This window comes from Cytophagia bacterium CHB2, from assembly GCA_030263535.1.
GTDB lineage: Bacteria > Zhuqueibacterota > Zhuqueibacteria > Zhuqueibacterales > Zhuqueibacteraceae > Coneutiohabitans.
Window position 1 is genome coordinate 1 of sequence record SZPB01000043.1, and the last position, 25,538, is coordinate 25,538.

The window sequence follows — 25,538 nt, forward strand, 5'->3', positions numbered from 1 at the left end:
CCCAGGGTTTTGGCGCTCTCCTGCAAGTACGAATGCCAATCGATTTCCGCCAGATTCAGCGCGCGCGCCAGCGGGGAATCCAGGAATTTTCCAAAAAAGCTGGTCTCGCCCTGCGCAATGATTCTTTGAATTTCGGTTTGCGCCGTCTGAAAAAAGGCAATGGCTTCCTGCGCCACCATGGCCGCGAGCACATAAACCGGAATGAGCAGGCCTAGCAATAAAATGGCGCAACAAGCCAGCGAGCTGATGCCGGGCCGGCCTTTGAAGACGCCGAGCAGCCGCTCATAAAAAGGAAAAAACAGCGCCGAAAATACGGCGGCGAGCAGAACGGGCACAATGAAAATGCTGACGACGTTGTAAAACACCACCATCGTGGCGACCAGCACGATCAACAAAAAATGGCGGCTGAATTTCTCGGCTTTCAGTTTGCGAAATGCGAGTTTGCGTTCATCCGCACTGGGGGAAGAACCCGCGGGCATATTCATCCTATTTCAAAATTTGATACAGGCTTTTGACCAAATGTTTTATAATCACGAAGATTTATCATTACTCATTGGCAGTTGACGATTAGCCGCTCATCAGTCCTGGCATTGCAATTAATCCGCGCTATGATATTCGAACCCCATCAGAAAAGCAAGGTTTTTATGAACCAACCGCGCGAGCACAGCGATGCGGTTGCCTGGCCTTAACTTGTTTATTGATAATTGTGAATTAACTTGTCACATTTTAGCCGGTAAAATTAGGCTACTCTTGTCGAGTTAAATGCCAAACCTCAGCAGTTCGATCCCACTTTTGGAATCAGAATTAAATAACTTTCGCATCTCAAACCGTGAATAAAAGCGAATTAGAAATTGATTCGCGTGCATTCACGTTAACTAGCGGTTCCAGGAAATGGGTAGGTTATTTAGATGGCGTTCTTTTATCTGATTCCTCCTGAGCCACAATGCACGAAAACCACGAGGTTTGAAAAAGCGAGTGCTGGCTTGGGTTGATAAAGACAGTAATTCACCGGGGTTGATTGAGAACACTCTCGCAAAAGATTCAAACGGTGAGGGAACCCGGCCAAACTACACCGCGAGCTTGTCGAAATGTGACCTGGCTTCGACAAGCTTGGCCCGCGTAGAACCTGAATTTTGCATATTTTTTTGCTCACCTCCGCCTCACGGGTGAAAAGTCGGCTTGAGCCGACTTAAACTTTTAGCCCGCGATTTCAATCGCAGGCGGAGGTGAGAACAAATACCGTGCAAAATTCAGGTAGAAAACAAATTCCCATCGCTTTCAGAGGCAACAGAGCAAGAACGCTTATTCATCAGATAGCAACGCGAGGCGGTAAAAGCAGAAAAGAATCACAAACAAATCATCGGAGAAAATCATGTCTGAAATCAACCGCATTCTCGATCAACTCAAACGTGCGTACGAAGGCGAGGCCTGGCATGGCCCATCGGTGAAGGAAGTGCTCGCCGGCGTTACGGCAGTTCAAGCTGCGGCAAAACCTTTGCCCAACGCGCACAGCATTTGGGAAATCGTGCAGCACATCGCTTTCTGGGAAAACGGTTTGCGCCGGCGACTCGCGGGCGAGGTTTTCAAAGCGCGTCTTGAGGACGAATGGCCGGCAGTGACTGACACCAGCGAGGCCGCCTGGCAAAATACATTGGCAGCCTTGGAGCGCGGCCAGCACGAACTGCGGCAGGCCATTTCAGAGCTGACGGAGGCGCGCTTGAGCGAGCGCGTTCCAGGCGAGCCTTATTCGATTTATTTCATGTTGCACGGCGTGATTCAACATGATTTGTATCACGCCGGCCAGATTGCCTTATTGAAGAAAGCATGAAGCTGCGCCAGGAATTTATACTTGAGTCTGAAGATTTGTTTTTGTACTCTCGTATTCGTCACGGCAGCCCGCTGACGGCGAAACCCAAGAATTGCCTGGTGCTTAACGTCACGATCAAATTCATATGAGCCGTCGTACTGAAACGCTATTTTGGCAGCCGGAGGCTGTGCAAGCCCTGCTGCCGACGCGGATTGTGGGAAAAAATCTCGTCATTTTTAATCGCATTACTTCGACGAACGACTTCCTCAAACGCATTGCGCGGCGCGGCGCGGCCACCGGCACCGTGGTTTTGGCGGATGAACAAACTGCCGGGCGCGGGCGCCTGCAACGTCCCTGGCAATCGCCGCCGGGCAAAGGCCTTTGGTTTTCCACTCTACTGCGGCCGCAACTTGCGCCGGAGAATATCGGCATTATCTCATTGGCGATTGCTGCTGTGGCGGCAGAAGCGTTTGCAAAAATCGGCGGCGAGGGGTTTCACGTCAAATGGCCTAATGATGTAATGTTCAACGGCAAGAAGGTTTGCGGCATTTTATGCGAAACTCAAATCGTGCAGGATGAAATCGAAGCCGTTATTGCCGGCGTGGGGGTGAACGTTTTGCAAACCGAACAAGAGTTTGCGCCGGCGCTGCGATCACGTGCGACTTCGCTGGCGCAAGCCTGCGGCAAGTTTGTTGACCGCCAGCACTTGTTGATCGATTTGCTCACTCTGCTCGAGCGGGATCTTTTTGGCAATTTGCGCAGCAAACTGGCGCTGCTCAAAGCCGCATGGTGCAGCCACTGTTATGATTTCGGCCAGCATTTGACGGTGACGCTGGGCACAAAAGAAAAATTAAAGCGCATGACCACAGGCGTGTTCGAGGGCGTCGGCGACGGCGGCGAATTGATTTTGCGCCTGTCCAACGGCACCTCGCAATTTTTTTCGGCAGGCGAGATTACGCTGGCGCGGGAGGCGGCATGATTCTGGTGATCGACATCGGCAACACCAATATCACGCTGGGCTTGCTGGAGCAGCGCCAGCTTAAAGCCCGGTGGCGGCTGCACAGCAAAAACGCCCACACCAGCGATGAAATCTGGATCATGTTGAAGATGATGCTGGAATCGGAGGGCTTCCGCCTCGATCAAATGCAAGGCTGTGCGCTCAGCTCGGTAGTGCCCCATCTCACGCCGGTTTTCGAGCGCATGCTTCAACAACGCTTGCGCGTTCCTTTCGTGAATGTGTCTTCGGATTTGGATACCGGCATCAAAATACTGTATGAGAATCCCAGGCAAGTGGGCGCGGATCGCATCTGCAATGCCGTGGCGGGTTATGATAAATTCGGCGGGCCGTTGGTGGTGGTGGATTTTGGCACGGGCACAACTTTCGACGTGGTGACCAAGAATGCGGAGTATCTCGGCGGCATCATTGCGCCGGGACCCGAAACCACGGCAACTATTTTACATCATGTGTCGGCCAAACTGCCGCGCGTCGAGTTAGAATTTCCCTCAAGCGTCATCGGGAAGACGACAGAGACGAGTATTCAAGCGGGATTGATGTTCGGCGGCGTGGAGTTGATCGACGGCCTCAATCGCCGCATCAAACGCGAGCTAGGCGAGGACACGCGCATTGTCGCCACTGGCGGGTTGGCGAATGTGTTCCTACCTTACCTTGACACCGTTGAGCGCGTCGAGCCGGATTTGACACTGGAGGGTTTGGGAATTATTTTTGAGCGCTGTGCCCCGCGGTGACGAATTTGCAAAAAACCGTTTTCTGAGTCGCTCGATCTTGGGAATCAGAATCAAACAACTTTCCCATATCTCAAACCGCTAACAAACGCGAATTAGAAATATATTAGCGTACATTCGCGTTCATTAGCGGTTGCTGGAAATGGGTACGTTGTTTAAATGGCATTCCTTCGCGGGACACAGCGCCATTCCGTTTAAACAAACGGGCCTTTTCTCGTGCCAATATCATCAGACAGACTCGCGCGCAGCAATGTTCCTCTTTCGTGCAGCGTGTGAATCAATTCCTTTGCCAGCGGCGCGTCCGTTGCATCCTGCAAGTCGGAATCGTCGATGATCGCCTGCATTTCTTGTTTGAAGGCGAAATACGGCGCGCGGCTGGCGCGCGACAAGAAGATGCCGCCGGCATCGAAATACCAATCCCGCATCGCTTCCGAGGTTTGTTTTACAATTTGATGGGTAAGTGGCCTCTCGGCTGAATAGCGCGCCAACGGCTTCATGATCTTCCACAATTTTTGATAAGCCTCCAGCCGGCTCTTGCGCAGGTCCTTGTCATATTCAATGGTCAACTCCAGCCGCGCTTTCGACAGTGTGACAAAGTAGGTAATCACTGCGGTGATGGCGCCGGAAACCAAACCGGTCAGCAACGATGAGTATGTTTCAGTCATCATGTTCTCCTCAGAACAATCGTATCCGCATCCCGTGAAAATCCGTTCGCGACAACGGATGGCCCTCTTCAAAATCATAACTACTGTAATCATAGCGTACATCGATGTGTTCCGTCAACCAGCGCATCCAGATTGGGCTGCGCGGTGTGGGCTGAAAGATAGCATTGAGCAAACCATAAGAACTGATGCTCGCGCCAAAGGTTCTATAATCGACCCGGCCGAGCGGATCTTTGTAATGGCCATAACGGAGAAAAGCGAACTCATTGGCCCCTAATTCCCAGCCGATTTTGGCAATGATTTTGGAATTCTCCTGCCGCAGGATCACGTTCTTGAAGAATTTAATGTCGCCCAGGAAATGGGCAAACGTGACGCTGTGGCGATCAACCCTGCGCACGAGCAACTGCTCAGCTTCAAACTGATGCTCGAGCGAGACGAGACGCCACGGGCGGCCGTGGCGCGTGCTCGCCAGCCCTGCGTTCAAGCTCAATCCCACTCTCGCGGTGCGCGGCAGAGGGTCCGGTTGGGCGATATCAATATGGCTTATCATGCTGCCGATATTGCTTTTGAGTAGCCCAAACCCAGCCCGAAAACTGTGCGCGATCTCGCACGAAGCTCCAGTGTCTTGCCGGTGAGACGCGCAATGATTTCCTCGCCGGGGGCATACAAAACCACGCCAAAATCATGCGCTTTGATATTGGTCGAGGCAGGATAAACCTGATTTTCAATTATGGCGGGGACTAGACCCGACTCAATACTTTCGAAATTCCACCCGAATCCAGCTTTGATCCAATAATCGAAGCCCAGCCCGAGAGTCCAGAGCTTGGCCCTCTCAACGATATGCAATACGCCAATTGGTGTCGTGGGATCATCCGGGCCAGTAACGGCGATTTCGCCGAGATCAAGATTGACGTGTGTATAGCCAACGCCCAGGCTCACGGGAATGCGATGATCGAGTTTTTTGAGATTATAGCCCGCGACAAACGTCTTGGCGTCATAAAAAATATCCGAGGCCAAGCCCGCCAACCAGTCGCTTTTGGCGGGATAAAATTCCGCTATGAAAAAACTCTCATTAGCCCAAACACCCAATCGCGCAGGATTGAAGGCGATGCCAAGAGCATCATTTTCCACGGAGGAAACGGATGTGCCGCCCATGCCGTTGGCGCGCAGAGAAGGCTGAATGAGTAGAAATGTTGCAGCAGCAGTACCAGGGGCTTGCGCCCAGGCGGAGGTCACAATGCTGAACAACATGAATGCAGAAATGAATCGGAGCTTTTTCATATGAACTCCTTAGCGCTTTGACAGAAGAGGGAAGGGAACCCGTGTCGTTTTATTAAACTGCGCTTGACATGCACAAGTTCATCTCATGTTCTCGCGGTAACCATCCATTATCTCCGGCCACATTGCGCTCAGCGAAAGATCATATCTCAACCTAACGACAAAGTGTTATATCAATGCCTCTGCTACAATGCCGCCAGCTTCATGGCGCGGGTATCATGCAGAATTGAAGCGACACGCGCTGATTTCAACCACTTGTTCGTGGTCAAGCCACGGCAAAGCCGTGGCTAAACCTCGCCGAACAGGGATGCCAAAATTTATAAGGTCAACGCCTATTCTCCCGGTTTGTCGTCCAGCGCGAGCAGGAAGGCGATCAGCGCCGTGATATTATCGCCGCCAGGTTGATCTTGAATCCAATACTCGTGACCAATGCCCTGCACATTCATGTCCTCCATCGCCACGCGCGCCGTGCTGCCCGGCACCGGATAAACCTTTTCTTTGTTCGCCGCAATCACTTTCTCCCGCTCGGATTGCAGTAAAATCGCTTGCAAACTCAGCGCTGCATTGGGGCGAAAGTAAGACTCGGGATGCGCTTCGCGATAAGCAAGAATTTGACCGGCGCCATAGACTTTTTCTGCAGCGTCACGTTGCAATAACGCTTGCAAGTCGTCGCCCGCCGGCGCAGCTTGAGGATCAAGCGCCACCGCCACCCCGCCGTCATGCAGATACGGCGCAGTGCCCCAGAGATAGCGCAGCGTGACGACTTTGTAACCGTACTTTTGCTTGCTGCCGAAGAACTTTCCCAGAAAACCCCAGAAGCCCCTGGCGATGGCTTTGCCGGTGGCAGGATCATACTCCGGCGCGATGAACGTTTGCAGCGGCTCGGTCGCCAAGGCGCGTGCGCTGTTCGTGCCGATCTCGTGCAGCGGAATGATCTTGTTGTTCGTGAAGAACGGGCCGGCATGACACTGCGCGCAACCCTGCGCTTTGAAAACTTCATAGCCCTTTTCCACCAGGCCGGCGCTGCGGGCATTGGCCAGCAACGCGGTGTGATTGGTGGGAGGTTGCACCCAATCCAGCATCAAGCTCACGGCCTCGGAAACAAATTCGTCGGCATTGAGGCCGTAGGTCGCGGCTAACTGCTCGACGGGATATTGCTCGCGCACATGGCGCGGCGTGATCACGCGCGTTCCCAGCATGCCCGTCATCTGGCTGCGCTGGCCGCCGTCTGCTCCAAACTCGCCGGCTTTGCGCACCCGGCGATGGGTTTTGTTATCGGGATGCTCCAGAACTTCTTTGGGTACGACTGCGGGAATATCGTCGATCAGTACCACGGCGTCGTTGTCCAACACGCCGGGCATGCCGTCGCTGATGCCGAGAATGTCGTCACGCAGTTTTTGTTTCTGCGTGGAATCATGCGCCACCGCGGGGGAATAATGTGTGATCAAATCGGCATATTGTGTCGAGGACAACACCGAAAAGATCCCGGGCTTCATCCAAAAAAGCAGTTTGGAGGTTTTGCCGCCGCGATCCTTGCACAGGCCCACGAGTTGCGAGGGATCGAACGAAATCGTCCACACGTTGTTGTTGCGGTCGGAGGCATTCAACATCACGCCGTCGTAGTTGAACGGCCAGTTCCGGCGGGTGAAGAGCGCCGGATATTGCAAGGGATTGTGAATCGCATCCGGCGTGTCGTCAAAGTAGCCACGCGGCATCATCTGTACGCCGCGCACAATCTCGCTCGTGACTTCCTGTGGCCGGCTCTCATAATTGCGCAGAATCTCCTCCATCCAGGCCTTGGCCTCGGCGGGCGTTTTTTGCCCCGGCCGGCCGGAAGCGAACAACGCGGCTATCGGATTGGAAGCCGAAATGAAAACCCAACCGAGGTGCAAGTCTTGATTGCCAACCGCCCACGCATCTTCCGGCTTGAACGGCGTGCCGGGTGTGGCAACGCCCAAGCGCGCGGATTGGAGATCGGTGCGGCCATCCCAATCGACATCAAGGGAATAGTGGCAAATCGCGCACGACATGCCAACGCGATATTTCTCCGGCGGCGCAGTGCCAACGCCACGCTCGCCTGCGGCATAGAGATTAGGGTCGAGTAGATACGGCAACTTCTCGTCTTGCGCTGGCGCCGGAACCGCAACGATGCCCACCGGCCATGTGGCGCTGGCTTCGACATCCAAACCGGTGTGCAGCCGTTCCGGCAGAGGCAGACCGCCGTGCAGCTTGCTGCCGGCAGGAAACGTCACGACCAAATCATGCGTGTACCCGCCGCCGTTGCCGTTGTAGAGATTGCCGCGCACACTGTCAAGCGCATCGATGGCCTCAACAAAAAACTTGAAGAAGCTCTCTTTGCGCCAGCCGCCTGAATCCGGCACTTCCACTGTGCCGTTGAGAAAGCCGGTCACGTCGGTGAGCAGCCGTTCATTGCCGAATGTTTCGTTGCGAAACCACTCCTCGCCCCATGCCACCCATTTCATATATTCATCATAGGGAATTTCTTGTCCGTTGTATTTCGGGATCGTTGGTCCCGGCAACTCGTCGCGCAGAACATCGTGGTTGCCCCAATCGAATGGTGAAGGCGGGCAACCCAGCAAAAACAGGGACAACAGCGCGCATGCGACAATGAGAATGATCCTCCGGTGGAACTTCATATGCACTCCTTTTGGTGATTGATGAAGCGTGAGATTAAAGTATGCAAGCTTGCACTCAGCACGGCGGCTTGGCATGCTGAATACAACGTGCCGGATAAAAATCAAGAGACGTCTGCTCAAAGTGCGAATTGCCGTTTGCGTGCGGTTATGCGAATTGCGACACACGCCAGAATCGCGGCGGCTTGCAGCGCGCCCAACACAATGACAAACGGTTCTTTGTTGTCCACGCCGTGCAGAATAACGGTCGACGCGAAAAATGTCACAGCAATGATAATTTGAATTGCGGCGCGCTGTAGGCGCAGCCACTTGGCGGGGGAAGACAGCGTCCACACGGCCACGATTTCGAAGGCCCACCAAATGGTGATGAACAGATTGATCGTAGCCACCGCGATGCCCTGGTCAGCAAAAAACTCCGCGAGACTGCCGTGAAAGAAAACAAAAAAAGAGTAGTAAATGTGAATGGCATACGATAGAAAGCTGAACGTCCAAAAGAGCAGCCAGTAGTTCTGCTTTTTCTGCGATTGCTGCGGCAGCACATACAGGCACATGGCCGGCGTGAACAGAATCATGGTGGTGCGGGCGGTGTAAAGAATTTTGTAGAACAGAACCCGCTCCGTCTGTTCGGCCAACAGCAGGGCGAATGCCATTAACGCCAGAAATAAAGCGCCGGCGTTTAAGAGTTCCTGCCATGACAGGTTTTTGAAAGTTGGTGTCATTGGTTCTCCGGAACCGAGAATGAGCAACGCAAGCATTGATATTGGCTTTATCTCAAAGACACCGGCGCGGGAACTCTTTCTCATGGAATTTTCGCCAACTGCGCCGCCACTTCATGCCGCGCCAAACAAAAAAGCCAGGAGTGATCGCAAGATCAACTCCTGGCTTCAATACGAAAGACTGCCTCGCGAGAGACAGCAATTATAGGTTCAGGAAATCCTCAGGTCAAAAGGGTCTCCTCTCAAAAGAAATAACTCAACCCCACCCGCACGTTCCGGGGATTCCCGGGCGTGAAATGCAGCTCGGACACCGGCTCGCTTTCATTGCGCAGCCGCGATTCCGTGTCGAATTGCGCTTCGTTCCATTCGGCGTCGGTGAGGTTTTCCAAAATCAAATGAAGCTGGACGCTGCCGAAGCGGTAGCCGGCAGTGAGATCGAACACGGTGTGGCCGAGTGCGGTGACGGTGTTGGCTTCATTGGCGGGGCGGTCGCCAATGTGGCGATAGCGCAAACTGCCCTCCATGCCGGAGGGATGCTTCACGGTGAGGCCGCCGGTGGAAGTCAAACGCGGGGCCAATGGAATTTCATTCGCATCAGCCGGCTCGTCGCGCAATTTGCCGCGCGAGAAATTGACGTCGGCATCGGCATAAAGCCAGGAGGTTAGCCCAAAGCGGGCTTCGAGATCGAGGCCATAGCGCTGCGTGCGGCCGCTCAACTCGGTGGTGCCTTCGTCGCCAATGTACACGAACTCGCGCTCGAGATTGAGGCCCCAGGCCGCCGCGCCGAAATTGGCGCGATTGCCCAGGCGCAGGCGAAATCCGATCTCCCCGCCGGTGGCGCGTGGGAGCGTTTCATCATCGCGAATGGCGGGATCGAGATTGGCCGCTGCTAGTCGTGAGGAAATCTCTTCCTCGCTCAAACCTTGTTGCTGAAATCGTCGCCTGGAATCGCTGACGCGCCTGGCAATAACCACGTCACGTGCATCATTCGAATGAAATCCGGCGCCGAAATTCACAAAAACATCAAACGCATGAGCCGGGCTGACCACGAGATTGGCCTTGGGACTCAGAATTGTCTTTTGCGCGAAGCCCGAGGCATGCGGCAAAGCGGACGGCATGCCTTCGAGATGATCCTCGACGTCGTAGGTGAAATAATCGCCACGCAGACCAAGCTGCAAGCGCAGCTTTGGACTGAACACCAGTTTCTCCTGAGCCGACAGATAAAGATTGCGCTGAAAAATGTCGGAAATCACCAAGGCCTGTTGGCGCACGCGGTTCGGACTGCGCCACAGCGCGACTGCAATGTCATCGCTGCGATAGCCGCCGCCCAGCGTCGCGGTCGCAAGAAATCCGCCAACGTCATGATGAAAACGATATCGGCTGTTCAAACCGAGCAGCGTGCGGCTGTCAGTTTGCTCGATCATGTCGCCGTTGACCGGATCATTCAGGAAGAAGGTGAAATTCGAAAACAGCTTGAAATTGTAACGCGCGGAGTAGGCGCGAATTTGAAACTCACTGTTGCCCTCGCCGTGCGCTTCGTAAGCGAGATTGAGATTCTGCCGGCCGGTGGTGCCGCCTTCGAGATCGTCGAGCGAGCCGAAGCGATCGATCAATCCTGCATTCACGGCGCGCTGCGGAATCTGCCCGGAAGCATCCCACGCCGAGCTGAAGCCGCTGATATCGAGCGACAGCTTGGAAGTCTCGTTCAAGTGGGTGTGAAATTTTCCAAAAAGATTGACGCGACGAAAGCCCTGGGGACTATCAACCGGACCGTCGGTGCCGTAAAACTGCCCGGCGAGGTAGGCGTTGTTGTGAATGCCGGCGCTGGGAATTTGATAAAGCGTGGTCAGGCGATACGTTTCAAACTGGCCGCCTTCGAGCCGCACCACATTGGATTCGATATGATCGCGCGTGCGCATGACCACCGCGCCGGCAGTGGCGAGATCGCCGAACTCCGCAAAGTAGGGGCCTTTGTAAACTTCCAGGGCATCGATCACCTCGGGGATGATGAAGTGCAAATCAGCATAACCCTGGCCGTGGCCGTGCGACACCATGTTCACCGGCATGCCGTCCACCGAGATATTGACGTCGGTGCCGTGATCCGCATCAAAGCCGCGCAGAAAGATTTGCTCGGCCTTGCCGCCGCCCGCGTGTTGCGCAATGATCAAGCCGGGCGCGGTTTGCAGCAGCTCTTGCGCGGAACGATTCGGCCGCACGCGCAGATCGAATTCGCGCACCGCGCGCGACGAGGCAGCGGAATACGGCCGATCGGCCTGCACCAGAATTTCGCTGAGATCGAGCGGCTTCTGCTGCAGCTCGAGGGCGAGAGTCGTCTCGCGTCCAGCCGTCACAACAAGGCGCTGGCGAAGCATCGCGTAACCGAGCAAGCTCACGAGAAGTTCATAATCGCCGGGCTTCAAGCGCGTAATGCCAAAGCTGCCATCCGCGGCAGTGTTCGCGCCGCGGCCTGTGCCGCTGAGCACAACATTCACTTCCGCGAGACCCTCTCCGGTTTCAGCGTCCTTCACGATGCCTTTGATCGCACCGGTTTCCTGCGCCGAACTCTCGATGGGGATGAAACCGACCAGACCACAAATCATTGCCAGATGAAACAACCGCCGAAAAACACGCATGCATTTCCTCCTTGATACTTGATGCTGGATACTGGTTATTGGTTGCTGGTTTCGGTTCGCACGATAGCCAGACTGAGAACCGTCAAATTCCGCAAGCTGCAATCGTCACTCCGCAATCATCAATCGTCCACAAGTGCATCTCCTCATCGCGGCAAATGGCGCCGGTGCCCGGGGCTTCGAATTCAATGACAATCTCAGCCGCGACTTGATTGCCGCCGGCCAGCAGCGACAGCACTTGAAACTCCCTGATTTTGAACGTACCAATGATTTCGAAGAAATGCAAGGCGCCGGCCTTGCCCGAGCGCGCTTGCAGCCACGGCACCCCGGCCTTTTGCGCGGAGTTGTCCGCCCACACCTCCCACTGCACGTTGTCGGACAAATGCTGGATGATGTCCGGAATGTCGCCCTTGCCAAACGCCGCATAAATGGCGGATATGGTGTCAAGATGATTGGCCATGATTTTCCTCGAGTAGATGGGTTACGGGGACTTGGCGATTGTACTTTACAGATACGATGAAGGGGAGGGGTTGGATTTCATGCGAGCGGGGAAATCCTCTTGCGACTAAACTGGCGCTTCACAATGTTCGAGCGCGCATGAGAAACTCGTGTTCAATTGACTCGGAGAAGGCTATGACGACGTCAGAGTATACCGATAAGCTGAATTGATCTATCGAATACAATCGGGGGCACACCAAATGGCCAAAACCGTTTTCATCAGCTATTCCCATCACCAAGGCGAATGGGTCTGGCAGCGCCTGAAGCCCTGCCTGCAAGCCGGCGGCACGGAAGTGCGCATCGACGTCGAGCGTTTTCGCGCCGGCAAAGACGTGACAGCGCAGAGGGATGCCGAGCAAGACGCCTCTGGCTTCAGCCTGCTTGTGCTCTCGCCGGAATACCTTGCGAGTGTCATATGATGCTGTTGCGCACCACGCCGATCTACAGACTTCCTCATCAAACAGCACCGGATCGACACGCTGGCTCGCCAAGCCGAAGCTGCTGGGCCGCGCCTGGCCCAGCTTGACATCGATGAACAACTCGCCCAGGCCCCAGGTGCCCAGCCACATATTGCCCCAGCGATCTTCGCAGGCACTCGTCACCGGCGCCTGGCGCAGATGATGGTGTTGCGCGATACCTTGCCTCAACCCTGCCAACAGAAAAAGGTAAATAAAATTGAGGTGAAATCGTTTCATGAATGTTTTCCCGCTTGGGGATTGAAGGCGGCGGTTCGATGATTGCGTTTGATGCGGTGGGAAGCGAGGAGAATTGCACTAAAAGTCAACGAGCAAGTTGGGGGAGAGGGTTATTTGATAAGCAGGAGCCGTCTGGTAATGATCGAATCGCCGGATTTGAGGCGGTAAAAATAGAGTCCTGACGGAACAGGCTTACCGTGCGCATCGAAGGCATTCCAAGCAGCCGAGTAGCGCCCACCTATTTTTAGCTCGTTTACCAGCGTGTACACAAGCTGGCCCTGCAGGTTGTAAATCGCCAATTCCACCGGCACGGCTTGTTTGGGAGCAGCAGGAATCTCGTAGCGAATCGTGGTGGTTGATGTGCCCAATGTGGCAGAAGTGGAGAAAGCTGAAAAAGGATTTGGGTAATTCTGTTCGAGCTGAAGCGTTTGCGGCAAGGCGACGAGGTTGTCAAGCTTCTCTGCGATGCTTGTCGTATTACGCCCGGTGGCGAAAGTGGCAAGCCCACCAGTATCCGCGATATAAATGAACCTGCCATCGGGCGAAAGCGTCAAATCCCAACTGGAAAACATGCCATAGACGCCCTCCTTCCAGCTTTCAAAACGTTTGTTCACGGTGAGACGTCCGCTATCGGTGTCGCGATCCAGAATCGCCAATTCGCTCGAAGAACCTCCGCTGCTCATCAATGCATAGACTGCGCTGCCGTCAAGGGAAATGCCCAAATCGCGCATTTCCCACCAATCGCCAAACCTGAACGCTTGCACAAAGGTCAATTCGCCCGTTGCCGGATTTCGACTGTAGGCGCACAGCGTAGCATCGTAATAAGCATTGATGTGGGGCTCAGTAGCCGCCACATAAACATGCCGGCCATCAGGGGAGATGATGATGGTAGAGGCGGGCGGCGGCACCGGGCCGAGGTAAAATCCCGGCAGATAACCGTTCTCGATCTTGTGCAAAAAGCGCAGTTGTCCGGAGGCCGGGTCGCGCGCAAAGGTTGCAATTTGAAAACCTTCTATGGGAAGATCGAAGCTGTAGCGATACAGAAACGAGTCGTCCGGGGAAATGGCAAGGCCGAAGACCTCGCCCAAATCATAATCCTGGCAATTGATCCGTTGCACGCGCGTGAGTTGCCCGTTCATCGGCTCGCGCTGGAATACCGTCATATCCCAAAGCGAATTGGCATAAAGATGCTTCCCGTTCGCCGAAAACAACGCTGGATGAACGAATGAAGCGCCCGAGCTATCGCCTTGCGGCTCTTGGCGGCGCAAGCTGCCGCTTTGCTCATCGCGCGCAAAAACTTCGAGGGGCAGGTTTTCAGCTTTGGTCACGTACAAATGCTTGCCATCAGCAGGCAACACAATTGTGCCGAAATAATCCAAGGGGTAAATTTCAGACAACGTGATTTGGCCATTCGCTTGATCACGAGAGAACACGCTGATGCCGATATCCTCACGGCCATCATTAGCAGCGACGTAAAGGAATTTGCCTTCGGGCGAGACGGCGACCGTGCGGGAACCATGCAGCCGGTCCGTGCCGCCGATATTATTTTTAAATTGTTGGGCCAGCAACAATACTCCTGTAGAGGTATCCCTTTTGAATACCGAATGCCGGCTTTGACCATCGATCATATAAATGGCGTCCCCATTGGGCGATATGCAAATGCGCGAGGGTTGATCGGAGAGGTAGTAGTCGATCTTGAGCAGATGATCATCCACTACCGCAAGCTGGTCAGTGCTGTCATCCCTTTGGTACAAGGCAAAATAACTGGCGTTGTCGTAATGGATAAAATAAATATGTGAACCGTCTGGCGAAGTGACCAAATTTTCTGGGCTATTATGATTGATTGTCTGTCGACTTTCTAACTCACCATGAACTTCATTCCGGGCAAAGACGAACAACTTGCCAACAGACAAATTAATGACATATATATTCACGCCGTCAGGGGAAGCCGTTATGCTGCCGCGTTCCCACCTACCATCTGGGGTTGGTCCTGTGTCATAAAGGTCTTGGTAAGTGATTTTTCCAGAGTTCAAATTGCGGCCAAAGATGACCATTTTGGTTCCGTTGTTTCCGCCTCCGTAGAGGTGTTTTCCATCCGACGAAATTGCGATCCACGCCGGCACATTAAAGCCGCCCAACTCGGGCGCACCGTTCCTCAAGACCTGCACTTTTTCGATCTCGCCGCTTTCAACATCACGAGCAAAGGTTGATACAAGGCCAATGCCACTGTAAAACCAATAAAGATGTTGGCCATCAGGTGAAACCAAAAGCTTGTGATTGCGCTCTACAAAGGGCACGGCGCCACGCTGCCGGCCAAAGACACTATCTTGTATTACTTGCTTCAGTGCGATCTTGCCAGTGGTCGTATCTCTGGCGAAAAGCAGTAAGGTTTGCTGGTTTTGACAGACGCCGTACAGATAGCGACCATCGGGTGCAAGGGCGAGATCCGTGACATTGTGAACGTCGCGCACGCCTTGATGATCATTGTTGTGAACCTGAATGGCCTCGAGTGTGTCAATATCGTCACGGCGTTGAAAAACAGCGATACTGTTGACACCACAGACATAGACATTCCTGCCATCTGCGGAGCAGATGACAGCATTGTCCACATCGGTATCGGAAATAAAGGAGATAAAACCAGCTTCCTGAGTATAACCAAAAGCGGAGAGCAACAGCATTAGAGCAATGATAAGAATTCGAGCACAATGAGCCGGGCTACAAAAATGCAGAGGAATTGATTGGCCTCTGAAATCATCCTGGCGCATGAGCATAGTCCTATTCGGGTCAGTTGAGTATCAAAGCGGGGTAAGCTGTTCAGCGGTTCAATTGATATTATACTTTCACTCAGCTCATTCTGAAGAAAAATCAAGCGAGTTTCCCCAGCCGTTTATGCAACTTTGAGGGCCACTTCAATTTCGTTTTCGACCGAAACTCCTGGAAGAAAAAGGGAGAAGGCGGTTTAGTTTCGCCTCCTCCCTATTGAGTGGATCGAAATTCTATACACCGGTGCCAGCAGTTCCGGAGGCTCTGTGCTTTCAATCAGGCAGCGCCAAAAAAGAGATTGCTGCAACTCGATATCATCTTACGATTGCCATCTTGCGAACCTTGTCGAACTCGCGCGCATGTAGACGGTAGAAATAAACACTGGAAGTTACGGCAACACCTTGGTCATCCCGACCATCCCAAATTCTAACATAATAACCGGCTTTCATTGGCTGATCTACGATCGTTCGCACGCGACGACCCAGCACGTCGTAGATGGTCAAGGTCACGTGAGTTTGCTGTGGCAAATCGAACCTGATTGTGGTCAATGGATTGAACGGATTGGGATAATTGTGATGCAGGGCAAAACGCCTGGGCAAACGAGAATCGTTCTGAGCAGAATCCGCCGGTAGGGCCACTTTGCGCGGTGGACCATTATAAGTTCCAATCCAGACACCATTGCCATGCGTTGGCATGATGATTCTATTGGGATCGTTTGGGAAAAAGGCCATGGTCACGGCATCGGGCCACTTATGCTGTGTCGCGCTGTTGGCAAGTAGGAAAAAGGTTGCGCCTCCGTCCGTGCTCTGCCAGATGTTCATAAGCTTGTGGTTCTCTTCGCCGCGATATTTGCTGTTGGAAGTGTGTCGGTCAGCTCGCAACCTGAATCTGTAGGTCACCGTCAGAATGGTATTCGCATCCAGGGGATCTTGCGCCAAGCCGCCAATGGCAATGGTTTTACTTGAAGGTCCGATTGCCGTTGGCCCGCCTATTTTCCAATGGTAATCAGTCGGGATTGCGTTCTTTGCCCATCGAATCAGCCCTCCGCTGTAGTTTTTCCCGTTGGCATCATCCGCCTGGTGTCCGCATGTCACACCGGCAAAGACGTGAGTCGGGGTGACCAAGAGATTGATCACCTCTGCGGTTTTGGAGGTATCGACATCGGTTTCAGCGGTCGCGCCATTGAATCGTCCCTTAATCACCTCATCCACCTGCTCAACACAATCTGCCGGGTTGAGGCTAGTGCGATCACTCTTCAAAATTAATCGAAAAACTCCGCCAGAAGGATAGTGCCGTGCAACGTAAAGATGATCCTGGTTAGCAGGGTCAAACAGGATACGCGAATAGTAGTGATGCCCACCGGTCGTCGCATAGGGTATTATCGCATCCAGCTCGGGATCGATAATCTTCGCAAATTTGCCGCCGTTGAAACCGGCGTCTATCGTGCCGTCGCTGTTGATTCTGCCGTAATAAAGGCCATGGTTTCTGGCAGCGACGAATACGCCTCTTCGATCTTCTTTGACATCGAAAACAAACGATTGCATTTCAGCAATCGGCAAGCCATTGGTCCACATGCTTTCATTATTTGGCTGAGAATCATCCGTATTGCCGCCGATCATCTGCCAATTGGTTATGCCATCTCCCACCCCTCCATTCACATTCGCGAAAAGCGCCCCTCGCCCAGGGTTCTGCGGGTGATGATTGGCCGATCCGCCGGAAACGAGAACGGTATTGGCATTCTGCGGATGAAAGGCAATGTGATAGACGTGATGTTGCTTGCCGCCAAACCAGTCGCCGGGATTGCGCAAGCGAATGTGTGACCAGCTTTCTCCGCCGTTCTCGCTGCGAAGGATGGGATTATCCGTGCAGCCGATCATGATAATGTTCGAATTGTTCGGATGAAAAACGGGCGTTCCACTGTCAAAAAACAACTCGTCCATGCCGCGGCTGCGGTAGGTGCCATTGATCTTATCGGTGAAAATCTGCTGATACGTTCGAATCTTTCGGTAATCCGGGTCCGAGTGCCCTTCGGTCATCACCGGCCCGCCGCCCCAGCAGCCGAACACCGCCGGGTGCGGCCGCAAATCCTCGGGATTGAAATCAAAACTGCCGAATTTGAGCTCGGTCACGATGTTCCCATTTGGCAATATAATTTTCCCGCGATAGCCATCGTCATTGTCCTCATTGCCGGGTGAGTTGTCAAGAATATTCTGGAACGCGACGGGGTCGTTGGTTCCTTCCGGCGGAATATCCGCGGGTTGCGTCACGCACAGAGAAATTCCCTCTCCCTGGTTTTTGCCAAGATAAAGCTCGAAATTCGTGCGTGTGCTTTTGGGTTTCACGCCTAGCCTGCCGGTTCTCTCTTCCTTGTGTCGAATTCGCCATTGGGGCTGATAATTCGGGTTCGAAGGGTCGCTGAATTTCTCAAGCTTGAACACAGTCCGAAACATTCCGCCTTTGGGGGAGATGATCTCCGGAACATTGTCTTGAATGCATCGGGAGGCGAATGCTAGAATATTATCGTCAAGAGGCGGTGGATTAACGCTGCTGGTTGTTAGCAGCACCAAACTGACAACATTTGTAAGAGGATAAGACTGCCCGCCATACGTGGCCCCGTCAGCGGATATTTTCTTCCAGGAAACCAGCGAAGGATTGCTCAAAGTATTGGAGGCGAAAACATTGCCGCTATAGTAGATGCCTCCGCCGTATTCATACGTATCGTCCTCTGCGGCAGCGCCGCTCGTTCGCTTCGTCCATCCGGTTGAAACGAAGGCGTGTATATCGCCGTTCGCGTCTGTGACATAGTCGATGTCATAAACAGTTTCGTCGGGCGAATCATCCGGCAGCTTGAGCACTTGCCAAACCGAGCCGCCGTTTACGCTTCTGAGCAATGCGCTCAAGCCGTTGGGTGTTATATCCGTTGCGCCAACAGTTTTACCATGGCTAACCTTGTAGCGCACATCGCCGATGCCTGCCAGAAAATAGCTGGTGTTGCTCGGGCATTCGCGAATAATGCCGATCTCCGGGTAAAGCCCGTCATCGGGGTCTCCGAGAGCATCAACCATATTCAAGCCCAGTCCCTGCAAATCGTTGCGATCCGGCATGTCTGACACCAACCCCCATTCCTGAGTTGATTCGGTCCAGCAATAAATCCCTTCTTGTGTTCCAATCAATACCACGCCGGCGTTGCCATTAAAAGCAATGCTTTTGGCGAACCGATCAATGGCATTGTTCTCCATCAGCTGGTTACTAGACCAAACCGGCTGCCAGCTTACACCAAGATTGGTCGAGCGATAAAGTCCGGACACATCCGTTGCCAGATAAAGAGTCGGCGGGTTTCCTACTGGTCGATAAATATTGTAGGGATCGAAGCGAATTTCCATACCAAAGCCTCCGCCGCCGATCGTTTTGTTCGTCCAGGTGAAATTACTCTGGCCGGCTGCGCGCTCGCCTACCGCCAGAGACACAAATCCCAATACGAAAATTCTAAACGCCCGCGACATGATAACACACCTTTCCCGAATAAAGGTGAAATCATCCGGCGCCAAGAACCCTGCCCATGAAGAATGCCGTGCTTTGAAACGGTAAATTGGCCAAGGGGAAGCTAGATGTGCTGGTTGTCGATATGTTTACCCCGGCATAAAAATAGGATTATTGCGGCAGACTGCAAGAAAAACCTCACGTTGCCTCTCTAAACCCCTTATTCTCCTGAAAAATGGCTTGACTCTTTGGGGTGGATTTCCTATAATTCCCGTCTGTTGTGAAAAACGTCGTCATTTTATCTTACCCAAATTGAAGTGCAAAGCGAGGTCACAATTGAAGACGTATATGCCCGGCAAGGGCGAGATCACGCGAAAATGGTACGTCGTTGACGCCAAAGACAAAGTGCTGGGGCGGCTCGCCAGCCAGATCGCTCACATTCTGCGCGGCAAGCACAAGCCGCAATTTGCGCCGCACACCGACGTCGGCGATTTTGTCGTTGTTATCAATGCCGATAAAGTCATGCTCACCGGCAAGAAAGCGGGATGGAAAACCTACACGCATTTCACCGGCTATCCCGGCGGTTTGCGCAAGGAATTGTTTGTGGACATGCTGAAACGCAAACCCGAGTTGGTGATCGAGCGCGCGGTCAAAGGCATGCTGCCGCACAACACCCTGGGCCACCAGCAATTGCTCAAAATGAAAGTCTATGCCGGCGACCAGCATCCGCACGCCGCACAAAAACCCGAACCGCTAGAGCTTAAATAAAAGTTGTGGCATTCAGAACCGAGGAGTTCATGAAAACCGTAGCATTTGTTACCGTGGGACGGCGTAAACACTCGCAAGCGCGCGTGCGCATGTCGCCCGGCGAAGGAAAAGTCGTCGTCAATCAAAAGCCGCTGCTGGATTATTTTAAGCGCGAAACGCTGAAGATGATCATCGAGCAGCCGTTGCACGCGACGGAAACGTTCGGCAAATACGACATTGTGGCGAACGTTGACGGCGGCGGACTGACCGGCCAGGCCGGCGCTTTGCGCATGGGCATTGCCCGCGCGCTGTTGCAAGCCGGCGAGTATCGCAAAACGCTCAAAGTCGCCGGTTTTCTCACGCGCGATTCCCGCATGAAAGAGCGCAAGAAATACGGCCAAAAAGGCGCGCGCAAGCGTTTCCAATTCTCCAAGCGTTAGTTTTTGGCCGGCAGGCAAGCTTCGCAACGAAGCGGGTTTTGCCGCAATCGGCTATTCTTTTTTATTTTCATATCAATCACTCACACCCGCGCTGAGGCTCAAGGGTTTCCATCTTGGAAAAGAAGAGCCTGATGCCGGCCGGGTGGCGGACTCGTCTCCATGACGCGCAGGCGCCCAAGAGACGGGATTTGTTCAGCGCTTGAGCGTGAACAAATATCAACCCTAACAGAAGGAGTTCCATCAAATGAGCGTTACGCTGCAAGATCTGCTGGTCGCGGGCACCCATTTCGGCCACCTCACCCGCCGTTGGAATCCCAAAATGAAGAAGTACATCTTCATGGAACGCAACGGCATCCACATCATCGACCTAAAAAAGAGTCTGGAGGCTTTGCAACACGCCACGCAAGCGCTGGGGCAAATTGTGCGCAGCGGCGACCGGATTCTGTTCGTCGGCACCAAGAAACAGGCGAAAGACATCATTAAAGACGCGGCCGAGCGCTGCAACATGTTCTATGTGACCGAGCGCTGGCTGGGCGGCATGCTAACCAACTTTAGCACCATCAAAAAAAGCATCAAGCGTCTAAAAAATATCGAAAAAATGAGCAGCGACGGCACCTACGATAAAATAACCAAGAAAGAAATTCTATCGTTGGAACGCGAGCGCGACAAGCTCGAAAAGGTATTGGGCGGTATTCGTGACCTGACGCGCCTGCCCGGTGCCCTGTTTGTCGTCGATGTGCGCAAAGAAGCCATTGCCGTGGCTGAAGCCAACAAGCTCGGCATCCCGGTGGCGGCGATCGTGGACACCAATTGCGATCCCACTCCGATTGCGTATCCGATTCCCGGCAACGACGATGCTTTTAAATCCATCAGCCTGATCACGCGCGCCGTGTCCGAGTCGATTGTGGAATCTCAGAGCGGCCTGCAAAAAGAATTGATCGCCGCCGAAGAAGACAGCGACGAGGAAGAATTCAAAAAGCGCATGGATGAGCGCGAATTCGCCGAGGAAGAAGAAGGCGTGGAAGCTTGAGTTTGCCCTGGTTCCGCCTGGCGGCGGAACTTGGTTATGAAATTTCCGGCAGTTTGAAGATATGTTGGTTTAGATTTTAATGGAGGTTTTTTGCATGGCAGTATCTGCTGAAGTCGTCAAGCAACTGCGCGAGCAAACCGGCGCCGGCATTATGGATTGCAAAAATGCGTTGGCGGAAACCGGCGGCGATGTCACCAAAGCCATTGAATGGTTGCGCAAAAAGGGCGCAGCGACGGCCGAGAAGAAGATGGGCCGCGCGACCAACGAAGGCATGATCGAATCTTACATTCATCCGGGCAGCCGCTTGGGCGTGATGGTCGAGGTGAATTGTGAGACGGATTTTGTCGCGAAAACCGACGCCTTCAAGGTGTTGGCGCGCGATATTGCGATGCAAATCGCGGCGTCCAATCCCAAAGTCGTGGCGCGGGAACACATGCCGGCCGAGGTGATCGAGAAGGAAATGGAAATCTATCGCTCGCAAGCAGCCAACGAAAACAAACCGGCCAATGTCGCCGATCGCATCGCGCAGGGCAAGCTTGAAAAATTTTATCAGGACAATGTTCTGCTCGAACAAAGTTTCATCAAGGACCCCAACCGCACGATCAGCCAGGTGATTGCCGAAGTCATCGCCAAGCTCGGTGAAAATATAACCGTTCGCCGCTTTGTGCGTTTCCAGCTCGGCGAATAGGCGTTTCGATATAAAGCAAGGCTCGGCCGCAACAGCAGCCGAGCCTTTGTGTTCTAAGAACGATACGATCAGGAGAAGTTGCGCGACCGGCATTTATGTCTACCGTCACGAAAGAACGCCCGGCATTCAAACGCGTTTTGTTGAAGCTCAGCGGCGAAGCGTTGATGGGGGCGCAGGGTTATGGCATTGATCTGCAAGTGATCGAAGCCATTGCTCAGGAGATCGAATCCGTCAAGGCGCTGGGCGTGGAGATCGCAATCGTGGTGGGCGGCGGTAATATTTTTCGTGGACTCTCGAAAAGCGCCGCCGACATGGACCGCGTGCAGGCGGATAACATGGGCATGCTGGCCACCGTAATCAACGGCCTGGCGCTGCAAGACTTTCTCGAGCGGCGCGGCGTGTTCACGCGCGTGCAAACCGCCATCCGCATGGATCAAATCGCCGAGCCGTTCATTCGCCGGCGCGCCATTCGCCATCTTGAAAAAGGGCGCGTCGTGATCTTCGCCGCCGGCACCGGCAACCCCTATTTCACCACGGATACGGCAGCCTCGCTGCGCGCCATCGAAATTCAAGCGGATGCCATTCTCAAAGGCACCAAAGTCGACGGCGTTTACGACTCCGACCCGGTCACCAACCTCCACGCCAAAAAATTCGATCACCTCACGCACCTCGAAGTCGTCAAGCGCGGTTTGCGAGTCATGGACATCACGGCGGTGACGCTTTGCATGGATAATCACCTGCCGATCATTGTGTTCAACCTCACGCAGCCGGGCAATCTCAAGCGCGTCATTTTAGGCGAAAACATCGGAACAACCGTTTCTCGCGCGGCAGTTACTTCGCAAACTAACCCCTCACATCAGTCGTGAACTTATCTTGATTCGAAAGGATAGGTGACGATTATGTCGCATAAAATCATTAAAGATGCGGAAGCGCGCATGGCAAAAGCCGTGGAAAGCACGCGCGCCGAACTCAGCAAAATCCGTACAGGCAAGGCTTCTCCGGCGCTGTTGGACAGCGTGCGGGTAACATACTATGGCTCCGCGGTTCCGCTCAGCAAGGTTGCCAACATCAATACGCCGGAACCGCGCCTGATCACGATTCAACCGTGGGAAAAGAATCTCATCGGCGAGATCGAGAAGGCGATTCAGAAAGCCGATCTGGGCCTCAATCCGCAGAACGACGGCAATCTCATCCGCGTGCCGATTCCGCCGCTGAATGAAGAACGCCGCCAGGATTTGATTCGCCTGGGCCGCAAGCTGGCGGAAGAGGGCCGCGTGGCGGTGCGCAATGTTCGGCGCGACGCCATCGAGCATCTCAAAAAAGAAAAAAAAGAAGGCACGATTTCGGAAGATGACGAGAAAAAGCTTGAAAAAGAAGCGCAAAAATTGACGGATGCCAACGCCGCCAAAATCGACGACATTCTCAAGAAAAAAGAAGCCGAAGTGATGGAAGTTTAGTGTGCTGCCGCGCTTTACCAGCACGACTCGGCAAAGCGATACATTATTTTTGCAGGCCTGTTTTAGATATTTTAAAACAGGCTTTTTATTTTTGCATGGGCAATTCGCCTTCGGGCATTTTTCAAGAATAGATTTTTGGCCACGGATTCGCACTGATCTACACGGATTTCAGATATTCTTGAGACCCCAAAAAAATTAGTGAAAACCCGTGTTCATCCGTGGCTAAGGAAAAGCCTCCAATAGTGAAAATGGCGAACGCTTGGAGCTTCATCACTCTTGCGGGCGGAAGACTCATCTCTGTGCAAATAGAATTCGAGTTGAAAATGCGTGTGTTGGCGGCCTGAGCAAGCGCAAATCTTGTTCACCAAAATTCCATACGACTTTCAGATTTCGGACTCTCCCCGCAGCAAATCAATCATCACAAGGCCTGGCTTTTGCATAAGAAGAACACACAACGTGATTTTTAAAGAATTAGAAAAGACCTTCAGTCTCATTCCGAGACACTCTTTTCAGTCTGAAACATTTCTGCGACAAATCGGCTGAGAATTCAGGAGGTTCAGTTCCACCAGGATGGTTTCGGAGTAGAACATTCAACTGTAAGGGAGGAGCCAATGCAACCCGCTACGTTGCGCCCTGGTCTCACTTGCACTGCTTCGTTTTCTCTTTTCCTCTTCGCACTGCTTGTTGCGCTTCTGGCCTCATCGCAATCCCTGCTTGCCAGGCACGAGCCGCATGCGACGCCCGCCGCGGCAAATGCTGCGTGCGATCCCAACGATTGCCCGGAAGAAGCCGTGTTCCCGGTGCCGCAAGGCGGCGAACGCGGCGCACCGATCCTCGCCAAACCCGGCGAGATTGTTTGCATTGACATCCGCGTCGAGCAAAATCCATTTGTGGTGTTGTCCTACGGTTACACCGTGCAATTCGATCCCACCCGCCTGACATTGCTGAGCACGCAACGCGGGCCGCTGGTGCAGAATTTCATTGCGGCAGATTGCAGCCAGCCGCAGCCCGGCATGCTCTCCTGCTTCGGATTCAACACCGTGGGCATTCCCGCCAACAGCTCCGGCGTGCTGGCAACACTTTGCTTCATGTCGCTTTGCCCGCCTGGAACGACTTCAGACACCACGATTGTCACCGTCAGCAACTTACAAGATGACTTTACAGGCATGGCCGGCTGCTGCAATTTTGTGATTTGCTCGAACCCGCAACCGGGCGCCTGCGACGGCCCGGCTATCGGTTTTGCCGCGCCGGGCGCGGAGTTCAATGCGCCCATCTTCACCAAATCCGACGAGTTGGTGGAAGTCGAGGTTCGCCTCAACGACTTGACCCAGGCAGTCGATGCTTTCGGTTTCAATGTCAATTACGATGCTGCCCGCTTGTCTTTTGTGCGCGCGGAACGCGGGGAGCTACTCTCCACCTTCTTCGCCGCCGAATGCAGGTCGGACGCCGCAGGAACGCTGGTTTGCTCAGGCGGGAATAACGTCGCCATTCCGGCGCGGCAAAACGGCGTGTTGTTTCGTTTATTTTTTAACGCAAATGGCGCCATCGGCGACAGCAGCCTGCTGACCATCGATGCGCTGCGCGATGATCTGAGCAGCATCAGTGCATGCAAAAATCACGTGATCTATGAAGGCTGTGACTTGTTAGATTGTTCCGGGCCCTCGCTGTATCTTGCGCCCACAGGCGGCCAGCTCGGCGATATTCTCAGCGAACAGCGCGGCGACACGCTGATGGTTGACGTGCGCGTGCAACAAAACCCCCGCGCCATTTCCGCCTTCGGTCACCGCTTGCGCTACAACCCGGACCATCTCAAATTCGTTGACGCAAGCTCCGGCAATCTCACCGCCTCATTCGTGGCAGCCACAGCGCGAGAATTGCAGCCCGGCACCTTGGTCTGCGCCGGCTTTGGCGCCAGCGCGGTTCCCGCCAATAGTGAAGGCGCATTGCTAAAGTTGCGTTTTGCCGTCACGGCCAATGCCGGTGATTCGAGTGCGCTCAAAATCACAGATTTGGTTGACGATCTCGAGGGTTTGAATGTTTGCTGCAGCTACTTTATCGGCGCGCCCTGCGATCATGATGGCGATGTCAATAGCGACAAAAAGCTCACCGCGGGGGATGCCTTTTGCGCGTTTGAAACGTTCCTCAACGGCGGCATTCTGGCGCCAAGCTGCGATCTGCCGGAATTCCAATGCGAGCTGCTGGCCGCAGATGCCAATTGCGATAACACCATCACCGCACGCGATGCCCTGG

At 53.7% G+C, this 25,538-nt stretch carries 21 protein-coding genes; 11 read left to right on the forward strand and 10 right to left on the reverse strand.

What is annotated here, in order from left to right:
* Positions 1-485: AI-2E family transporter (locus FBQ85_06600; protein ID MDL1874824.1), on the reverse strand; the 485-nt coding region annotated here is incomplete at its 3' end.
* A gap of 887 nt (positions 486-1,372) precedes the next feature.
* On the opposite strand from FBQ85_06600, the gene FBQ85_06605 reads away from it, so the two are divergent.
* The 3 genes from FBQ85_06605 (at position 1,373) to FBQ85_06615 (ending at position 3,553) form a co-directional block, all read left to right on the forward strand.
* Complete coding sequence (locus tag FBQ85_06605) at positions 1,373-1,828, forward strand: DinB family protein (GenBank protein MDL1874825.1); 456 nt, start codon at positions 1,373-1,375, stop codon at positions 1,826-1,828.
* A gap of 124 nt (positions 1,829-1,952) precedes the next feature.
* Positions 1,953-2,786, forward strand: coding sequence for a biotin--[acetyl-CoA-carboxylase] ligase (locus FBQ85_06610; GenBank protein ID MDL1874826.1), 834 nt, complete (start codon positions 1,953-1,955; stop codon positions 2,784-2,786).
* The gene (locus tag FBQ85_06615; protein ID MDL1874827.1) at positions 2,783-3,553 is read left to right on the forward strand and encodes a type III pantothenate kinase; all 771 of its coding nucleotides are present in this window, start codon (positions 2,783-2,785) and stop codon (positions 3,551-3,553) included. Before FBQ85_06610 ends, FBQ85_06615 begins: the two co-directional genes overlap by 4 nt.
* Positions 3,554-3,744: 191 nt before the next feature.
* Here the strand turns inward: FBQ85_06615 and FBQ85_06620 are convergent, their stop codons facing one another.
* The 7 genes from FBQ85_06620 to FBQ85_06650 all read right to left on the reverse strand — a co-directional run bounded on the left by FBQ85_06620 (position 3,745) and on the right by FBQ85_06650 (position 11,950).
* Complete coding sequence (locus FBQ85_06620; GenBank protein ID MDL1874828.1) at positions 3,745-4,215, reverse strand: hypothetical protein; 471 nt, start codon at positions 4,213-4,215, stop codon at positions 3,745-3,747.
* Positions 4,216-4,225: 10 nt separating this feature from the next.
* Complete coding sequence (locus tag FBQ85_06625) at positions 4,226-4,762, reverse strand: hypothetical protein (protein ID MDL1874829.1); 537 nt, start codon at positions 4,760-4,762, stop codon at positions 4,226-4,228.
* On the reverse strand, positions 4,759-5,493 hold the full coding sequence (locus FBQ85_06630) for a hypothetical protein (protein ID MDL1874830.1): 735 nt from the start codon (positions 5,491-5,493) through the stop codon (positions 4,759-4,761). Before FBQ85_06630 ends, FBQ85_06625 begins: the two co-directional genes overlap by 4 nt.
* Positions 5,494-5,822: 329 nt before the next feature.
* Complete coding sequence (locus tag FBQ85_06635; GenBank protein ID MDL1874831.1) at positions 5,823-8,147, reverse strand: hypothetical protein; 2,325 nt, start codon at positions 8,145-8,147, stop codon at positions 5,823-5,825.
* 116 nt (positions 8,148-8,263) lie between these two features.
* Positions 8,264-8,863: a hypothetical protein gene (locus FBQ85_06640; GenBank protein ID MDL1874832.1), complete on the reverse strand. Its 600-nt coding sequence runs from the start codon at positions 8,861-8,863 to the stop codon at positions 8,264-8,266.
* Between the two features lie 239 nt (positions 8,864-9,102).
* Positions 9,103-11,493, reverse strand: coding sequence for a TonB-dependent receptor (locus FBQ85_06645; GenBank protein ID MDL1874833.1), 2,391 nt, complete (start codon positions 11,491-11,493; stop codon positions 9,103-9,105).
* Positions 11,494-11,575: 82 nt separating this feature from the next.
* Positions 11,576-11,950 (reverse strand): nuclear transport factor 2 family protein, encoded by a 375-nt coding sequence (locus tag FBQ85_06650; GenBank protein ID MDL1874834.1) that lies wholly within the window; start codon positions 11,948-11,950, stop codon positions 11,576-11,578.
* 238 nt (positions 11,951-12,188) lie between these two features.
* On the opposite strand from FBQ85_06650, the gene FBQ85_06655 reads away from it, so the two are divergent.
* Positions 12,189-12,407: a TIR domain-containing protein gene (locus FBQ85_06655; protein MDL1874835.1), complete on the forward strand. Its 219-nt coding sequence runs from the start codon at positions 12,189-12,191 to the stop codon at positions 12,405-12,407.
* Positions 12,408-12,793: 386 nt separating this feature from the next.
* On the opposite strand, the gene FBQ85_06660 is transcribed toward FBQ85_06655, so the two are convergent.
* Positions 12,794-15,454, reverse strand: coding sequence for a T9SS type A sorting domain-containing protein (locus tag FBQ85_06660; GenBank protein MDL1874836.1), 2,661 nt, complete (start codon positions 15,452-15,454; stop codon positions 12,794-12,796).
* Between the two features lie 306 nt (positions 15,455-15,760).
* The gene (locus tag FBQ85_06665) at positions 15,761-18,949 is read right to left on the reverse strand and encodes a hypothetical protein (GenBank protein ID MDL1874837.1); all 3,189 of its coding nucleotides are present in this window, start codon (positions 18,947-18,949) and stop codon (positions 15,761-15,763) included.
* Positions 18,950-19,262: 313 nt separating this feature from the next.
* Here FBQ85_06665 and rplM point away from each other — a divergent pair, with 313 nt between their 5' ends.
* The 7 genes from rplM to FBQ85_06700 all read left to right on the forward strand — a co-directional run.
* Positions 19,263-19,694 (forward strand): 50S ribosomal protein L13, encoded by a 432-nt coding sequence (gene rplM / locus FBQ85_06670; GenBank protein MDL1874838.1) that lies wholly within the window; start codon positions 19,263-19,265, stop codon positions 19,692-19,694.
* Between the two features lie 29 nt (positions 19,695-19,723).
* Entirely contained in the window at positions 19,724-20,113 is a 390-nt protein-coding gene (gene rpsI, locus FBQ85_06675) for a 30S ribosomal protein S9 (protein MDL1874839.1), read from the forward strand.
* A 244-nt stretch (positions 20,114-20,357) separates the two neighbouring features.
* A complete protein-coding gene (gene rpsB, locus FBQ85_06680) occupies positions 20,358-21,143 on the forward strand; it encodes a 30S ribosomal protein S2 (protein ID MDL1874840.1) in 786 nt (261 codons plus the stop codon).
* 94 nt (positions 21,144-21,237) lie between these two features.
* Positions 21,238-21,831: a translation elongation factor Ts gene (tsf, locus tag FBQ85_06685; GenBank protein ID MDL1874841.1), complete on the forward strand. Its 594-nt coding sequence runs from the start codon at positions 21,238-21,240 to the stop codon at positions 21,829-21,831.
* A gap of 95 nt (positions 21,832-21,926) precedes the next feature.
* The gene (locus FBQ85_06690) at positions 21,927-22,697 is read left to right on the forward strand and encodes a UMP kinase (GenBank protein MDL1874842.1); all 771 of its coding nucleotides are present in this window, start codon (positions 21,927-21,929) and stop codon (positions 22,695-22,697) included.
* 33 nt (positions 22,698-22,730) lie between these two features.
* Complete coding sequence (locus FBQ85_06695; protein MDL1874843.1) at positions 22,731-23,288, forward strand: ribosome recycling factor; 558 nt, start codon at positions 22,731-22,733, stop codon at positions 23,286-23,288.
* 611 nt (positions 23,289-23,899) lie between these two features.
* Positions 23,900-25,538, forward strand: a 1,639-nt coding sequence (locus tag FBQ85_06700; protein ID MDL1874844.1) for a hypothetical protein, incomplete at its 3' end; no start/stop codon positions are given.